Annotated in this window: 5 protein-coding genes; 2 read left to right on the forward strand and 3 right to left on the reverse strand. The window is 27.3% G+C overall.

The genetic code is table 11. The annotated features are described in order from the left end of the window. Nucleotides 1-18 precede the first annotated feature (18 nt). Nucleotides 19-774 carry an IS21-like element helper ATPase IstB gene (gene istB / locus VIHSUH07_RS05590; RefSeq protein ID WP_005382493.1) on the forward strand — a complete coding sequence of 252 codons (756 nt, stop codon included), beginning with the start codon at nt 19-21 and terminating at the stop codon, nt 772-774. Here istB and VIHSUH07_RS05595 read toward each other — a convergent pair. Genes VIHSUH07_RS05595 through VIHSUH07_RS05605 form a run of 3 tightly spaced genes read right to left on the reverse strand, consistent with a single transcriptional unit; the run spans nt 719 to nt 6,150 of the window. Next, nucleotides 719-2,659 carry a hypothetical protein gene (locus VIHSUH07_RS05595; RefSeq protein WP_146104940.1) on the reverse strand — a complete coding sequence of 647 codons (1,941 nt, stop codon included), beginning with the start codon at nt 2,657-2,659 and terminating at the stop codon, nt 719-721. The two genes, istB and VIHSUH07_RS05595, sit on opposite strands and share 56 nt — an antisense overlap. Then, on the reverse strand, nt 2,646-3,923 hold the full coding sequence (locus VIHSUH07_RS05600) for a dynamin family protein (RefSeq protein WP_105084205.1): 1,278 nt from the start codon (nt 3,921-3,923) through the stop codon (nt 2,646-2,648). Before VIHSUH07_RS05600 ends, VIHSUH07_RS05595 begins: the two co-directional genes overlap by 14 nt. Beyond that, the gene (locus tag VIHSUH07_RS05605) at nt 3,916-6,150 is read right to left on the reverse strand and encodes a dynamin family protein (protein ID WP_105084206.1); all 2,235 of its coding nucleotides are present in this window, start codon (nt 6,148-6,150) and stop codon (nt 3,916-3,918) included. Before VIHSUH07_RS05605 ends, VIHSUH07_RS05600 begins: the two co-directional genes overlap by 8 nt. A 94-nt stretch (nt 6,151-6,244) precedes the next feature. Here VIHSUH07_RS05605 and istA point away from each other — a divergent pair. Beyond that, nucleotides 6,245-7,305: IS21 family transposase (istA, locus tag VIHSUH07_RS05610; protein ID WP_105084207.1), on the forward strand; the 1,061-nt coding region annotated here is incomplete at its 3' end.

The raw sequence follows: 7,305 nt of genomic DNA on the forward strand, positions 1-7,305 counted from the left end.
AAAAGATAGGAGCTATCTATGACACTACAGACTAATTACCAACGCTTACAAGATAATCTAGCATATCTAAAACTAAAACAATGCATGTTACACCTAGATGAAACAATTGAATTAGCTAATACACAGAGCTTATCTCATATTGAGTGGTTATTGAAGCTGAGTGATTACGAAGTTGATATTAAACGACAAAACGTAATTAACCATATGGTGAAAATTAGTAATTTTCCTCATTTGAAAACACTAGCTGATTTTGAATTTTCATTTCAACCACAAATTAACGAAATGCAAATTAAGGATTTAGCATCATTAGGATTCATGGAACAAGCTGAAAACATTGTATTTCTTGGCTCTAGCGGAGTGGGGAAAACACATTTAGCTACATCACTAGGTATTGAAAGCTCTCGTAACAGACGAAGCACCTATTTTATTAAATGCCATGATTTAATTCAAAACCTTAAGAGTGCAAAAGATGAAGGACGATTAGAAACTCGGCTCAAGCATTATGCACGCTACCAATTACTCATCATTGATGAAATTGGCTATTTACCGTTACAACCAGGTGATGCTAACTTACTATTTCAAATTATTGATAGACGGTACGAAAAGAAAAGTACCATCGTAACGTCTAACATTAATTTTGATGAGTGGGCTACCATTTTACATGATGAGCGAGTAGCTAATGCTATTGTTGATCGATTACTTCACCATGCACATGTGATTAGCATAACTGGAGATTCATACCGGTTACGAAACCATATGCAACAGAAGGAATAACTGTACATTGTACATCGTCAAAATTGTACATTCTTATATTGACATTTACAATCTGACTAAGCATACAAAAAAAATCAATTGCATTACTAGCTGCTATCCGATTATCATCTTTTTCCATTGATTTATTATCAAGCATTTTGCATTTATCATACAGTTGATAAGCTAAAAATTCAACAGCTGGCAAGTATCCTTTTGATATAGAAATTTTCAAAAAGATATTTGCTTTACTAGATTTTTCATTCAAATTCTCTAAAGCTAATTTAAAACATGTTTGTGGATCTAAATAATCAGATATGAGTTCCTTAATTTTATTATTAGTCCATTTATCTACTCTAATATTAGATTGATGTATTTGTTCTGAAATCTCTAACAATTTTATTCCTGCAACATGATACTCCAATTCTAGGGCTCTGAAGAGCATTAGAATACTCTTCTTATAATTTTTTCGATTAAATAAAGATAAGCCTAAATAATATAGCTCTTTACCAGATTCAACATTATCAACAAAAGAAACTATTTCTATCAGTTCAGATTCAGATAAGTTCAAGACACTAGACATCGCTATTTTAATTTTACTATTAAAATAAATATTTTTAACATTCGCTACTAAATATAATTCTTCTTTGGACAAAACATCTTGATTAAGATATTTAAGATATATCTCAAATATCTCAGTATAATCAAAATTAGCTTTTTTTAGTTGCAAAATTATATTATGCATTTCCTCAATATCTTTAACATTAGAACAGATAAAAAATTTTCTAATAAGTAGATTTATTACCTCAAATTGATTTTCTAAATTTAAAAGAGTTATATCAAAATATTCATTTGACAAACCATTATTCAATATATAATTTAAAATTTCCGAGTAAAAATTACAGAATTTATTTTTACTAATACTTAACTCATCATATTCTATTTGTTTATACTCATAATAATACTGTAATTGTTCTTTTAGCTTATCATCTTGGATTCTAAGTAAATCTGTTTTTAGCCCTTTTAGTATATTATTTAATCTATTTAGAGAATTGATATAAAAATTCTTAACTTCTAGCAATAACAAATCAATTTCTTGATTTATATTATAATTATAAAAAATATTATCAAACCTTTTTATTCTATCTATCAAATTTTTATAGGAAATACACTTAATATATTTAGATTTATATACATGAAGAAACTTTTTATATTCAGATTTACTACCTAAGAAATAAAAAGAGTTATAATACAATTTCTTCTTAAAAAATTCCTCATTAAATATTTCATTTCCAATAAACACACTGACTGTTATCTTATCTTTTAATTGACAATATACTGTATTTTCTATATCCATATCCAAAGGAAAATATACAAAACAAGTATTTGTAGTAATTTTAGATTGATACGAAAAAAAACATTTAATTAATTTTTTTATATCAATATTATACTTATATAAATCTGTACAGATTAATTTATACTCATCTATAGTTAATTCGACTATCTTGTTACAATAACTAAGAATATATACTGAATTAGTACAAAATGATTCACAATAAGGTAAAATTATATAAGGTATATTCATACTTATATCATAATTCAAACAATCTTCAAAAGATTCATTTATAAATTTCCAAAATGAATTTTGATCAGAGTGAATAGAAACAATATGTTTATTAACCAAATTAGGAATAATAGTAAAAATTTCATATTTATATATTAATGTGTCTAAATCACGAATCACTTTCGCATTATCAATATAGTCTCCATCATCCAATACAGCTATAAGTTTATTAGATATATTTTTAAGCTTATTAAAATAATCATATTGAAAGATATAGCTTGCTTCAATAGATTCATTCATTATTTTTTGAATTACGGCAAATAATCTATCTTCAATACTTTTCACACTTTTCATCCCCATATATTTGTATAAGTTTCTCATCTATACGCTTAAAAGTTTTATCTAATTGATTTATACCTTCTTTTATCATCCTAATAGCCCTTAAATGCTCACCATATAAATCAATTAATCCGGTTAATATAGTTGAGGGCTCAGTCTTGACAATAATATTGCTTATTTGATTTCTATCTTCAATGCATAGTTCTAGTAGTCTTTCTAACTCTTGTTTTATATCTTTTTTCACGTCTATAAATTCATCAATTATATTTCCTTTTTTATATGAATACTTTTCAGCCTCAACTAAAAATTTTCTTATAATTCCTAAGTTTCTCCATTCTTTATGCTCTTTAGATGAATAGCCTGTTATTCCAAATATATTAAAATTATAATTAAGTACATCCTGTTTAATCACATTAATTATAGATTCAATATCTCTATCCATTTTTTTATCAATTTTATTCATAACAATTAAAATTGGAACACTTATATCTAGCTTTTCAATAAAATCTAAATCATCTTCTTTTATTGTTCCATTATCAATATCAACCAACCAAATTAAAAAATCTATATTTTTTAAATGATTATAAGCTATCAATTTATCAGATGAAGTTAATTTAAAATCAAAATTCTTCACAAAATCAGCTTTGTTATATCCAGGTGTATCTAAAAACGCCAAATTTTTATAAGGACTATTTTGATTTATAATCATTAAAGTCTTAATAAACCTAGAAAATCCTATAGAATATTTTTCATATAAATTATGCGTTAACATAGATAGTGATATGGAATCTAATTTAACATCAATATCACCTAAGTTTCCAATAACTGAATTTTCTAGTCCTTTTATTATATATGTAGGTATAGAAGTTGTAGGATTTTGATCCTCTGGTAATAAATTTTCTTCCAATTTTAATATAGAATTAATAAAACGGGACTTTCCTGCACTAAAACGTCCACCAATTCCGACAATCGCCTTATTTCCTAACTGTTTATATTTATATTTTTCAACTAATTTTGATGATAAAGTTTTAAATTCTTTTTGTCGTTTTGCTTTATTAGACAAAGGTATATTTTTTAAAATAGTCAATAAATCAATATCAATCATCTTCTCTATATGTTTTATTATTTTTAAATTATTATTTTTTTGAGATAAAGGTAAGATTTTTGATATTAAGTCTAATAAATCTTTTCCAGAAGTTAATGATAATGGTTGATCTAAATCATACTCAGATATATCTTCTAATAATTCTATATCTTCAAAATCAAACATCTTCTATCTCCAATTCATCTATATCTTTAATATAAGATTGTATCTTATCTTGTAATAAAGAATATCTTTTCAAATTTTTAGACTTATTATCAATTTGTTGTTCAATCAATGAAATATTTTCTTTTAAATCATGAATCAACCTATTGATAAACGATTCACTTTCTCGATTTAATATTAACTCAATATTATTTAACGATTGCTTTGTCTCTTTTTTATATTCGTTAAAAATATCATTTAAGGTTTGATCCTGAACAATTCTTAATCTATGTATCTCATCATCAGTTTCAATTTTTTTTGTAAACTCGTCATATATTCTCTGTAAATAAGGATTAATAGCAATATTAATATTTTGAATTTTTATTGCTTTAATTAAATTCCTTAATGGAATCAATATCTCACGTTCATCAAAACTATGATCTATAACTGAATTGGAATTAATTATAGTTTCTCTCAACTCTTTTTCTAATTGTCTTTTATTTATCGCATGCCCCAAATTATTTTCTACAAGATTCTGACATTCTATATGATAATTACGAATATTTTCAACTACTTTCAGAGAGTTAACTTTATATGTATTTTCAACCGTATTCCACTTTCGTTCTTTTAAATAGAGGAATCCATGTCGTTCACTATGTCTTGTGATATTCTCCTCTACTACAACTGGAAAGTCAAGATGATTATTTATCGCAGCTTCAATTTCTATATTTAATCTCTGTATTGTGGATTTTATATCTAAACTTATTGATTTAATAATTTCTTTTACTTCGCGGTTAGATTGTATTAAGCTACGTTCTATAGTTTCCCTTTTCTCTTCTAATTTAGCTTTATCATTATTTTCAAGAATCTCCTTGTTAATAAGACACTGTTCATGAATATCTTTTAGTGAAGAAATTATTTTCGTCATTTTTGTTTGAAAAATTTCATTATTCTTTGATTTTATAATCGAATCTTTTTCTGTTCTCAATGGAATTAATTTCTTTTTTTGAATATCTAAAATTCCTGAATATCTCACAAGCATATCAATATTGTCATGAAAATCAATAAAACTACTTTTTAATCTATCAATATAAAACCCTTGTTCCTCACTATACACCTTATTATTTTTTTTATTAATAGCTGCACCATATAACATTGAAGACACATAAATTGGTGGTAGTTTCTTTATCATACTATTAATAAAAGACTTATCTACTAAAGGATTAGACAAAATTCTATATAAATTTGATTTAGCTTGTTCTGTATAACTTTGAACAGTTTCTATATAAGCCTTTTTAAAACTATTTGACTTATTATAATCTAATAAACCTGAATCTAATTTACTTCCAACTATTATTACTTCTTTTATCCCCTCTTCAGGTAATGTCTCACAAATTAAAGAAATATCTTTATCTGTTAAAAATTGACTAGTTGAACTTAATAAAAATACAACATCACATTCTCCAAGAAATTCCTTCGTAGTCTCACTTCGACTTAATATTGGATCATTTAATCCAGGAGTATCTATAATTTCTAAATCTTTTAATGTATCAATATTCATCATAAGCTCTACGTGCTTAACAATGGGAGTATACTTTCCTTTAGCCCCTATATAATTAGGCAAATCAAATTCTAAATTATTAATCTCAACTATTTTTTCACTTCCAAGAAAAAAGAATAAATCTTCAGAATCATTACTATTAGCATTATTATATAGTTCAATTAACTCCTTACATGCAATATAATCAGAAGGCATATCACGTTCTATAGTTAATCTCATTTCGTCCTTTGATTTAATTGTTATATCTCGATGGGCAAGCTTTTGAGATTTTTTTTTCATCTCACGTATATATTCACCATATAAGTTATCAAATTTCTCATTATATTTTTGAGCTAACTCCGTAATAGACTGCCATTCACCAGCAGAGTAAAATATGATTTTGGCATAAGATTTTTCTGAATAACCAATTTTTGTTAAGGCAGCAGTCATCGGGGTACTAGATTTAGGTAAAAAGTTTTTACCACTAAATAACAATGCATTCAAAAAAGATGATTTTCCAGCTTTAACTTCTCCAACAATTCCAATTTTTAATTTTCGACCCTCATTAAAAGACTCAATAAGTTGTGGTTTTAACTGACTCAATTCTTTTTTTATTTTAATTAAATATTCCTCTGACTTAGAAAAACAATCTTTATACTTATCCAGGGTATCTATTATTTCTTCGGTTAATTTTTCGTACTTTGTAGTCATATGTAAATGATACTCTAAGAATGTACAAAAATGATGATATAAGAATGTACAACTTTGATTGTATCACCGATACTATAGTTGAGGTGATAACAACATGCAATACGTATACGCTATTAACAGTTCATTTACTGTAACATCATTATTAGACTTACCAATGTTAAGAGACATTCTGGAGGCTTGCAATTTGAAACCTAATTATAGTTTACTAGGTCGTGAATTAGGCTATGATAGACGCACCATAAAATCTCATTATGAAAATGGAACGCCTGATCCACATCGTCATAAACCATCTATGATTGATAAATTTCATGACGTAATACAGACTTTATTATCTGATGATACACCCCAACAATTTTATTATAAGCGTGTCTTGTGGCAATACTTGGTAGATAACCATGGACTCACAGCTGCTTACTCTACATTTCGCGGTTATATTTTAAAGATACCAGTATTTCAATCCTATTTTGATAGAAAACATACATCGCCTAGCACACAGCATACGATTCGCTTTGAAACCGCACCAGCTGAACAGGCTCAAGTTGATTGGAAAGAGAATATTAAATTCCTATTGCATGATGGCACACACATAACTTTTAATATATTGCTGATGACATTAGGCTATTCTCGATACAAATTAGCAAAGGTCACTTTCGATAGAACTACTGAAACACTACAAGATGCATTGGTAGAATTCTTTGAACAATTACAAGGTGTTCCACATGTACTATTAACAGATAATATGAAAACCGTGATGGTACAACCGAGGCTAGCTGGAACTAAAGGACAGCTTCATACCAAAGCAGAACAATTTTCAAGTGACTTTGGCTTTACATTTAAGCCGTGTATGGCGCGCCGTCCACAAACGAAAGGCAAAGTAGAAAGCCAAATGAAAATTCTAGATGAAATTCATGCGTACCAAGGAAAATTAACAATACAAGAAGTGGAAGAACAGATTCAAAAAATTATTTTACGTAGTAATCTAGCGATTTCTCAAGCTACAAGACAAATACCGTCTGCACTGCTTGAAAAAGAAAAGGAATCTCTTACCCCACTTCCAACAAAAGTGATAAGAGATTCCTACCGCATAGATCACCCAAAAGCTAAGGTTTCAGCAAGTAATCTCATTAGCTTTCGTGGTAGCCACTATTCTGTACC

The sequence above is a fragment of the Veillonella sp. T34266-5 genome (assembly GCF_002959815.1).
GTDB classification, from domain to species: domain Bacteria; phylum Bacillota; class Negativicutes; order Veillonellales; family Veillonellaceae; genus Veillonella; species Veillonella atypica.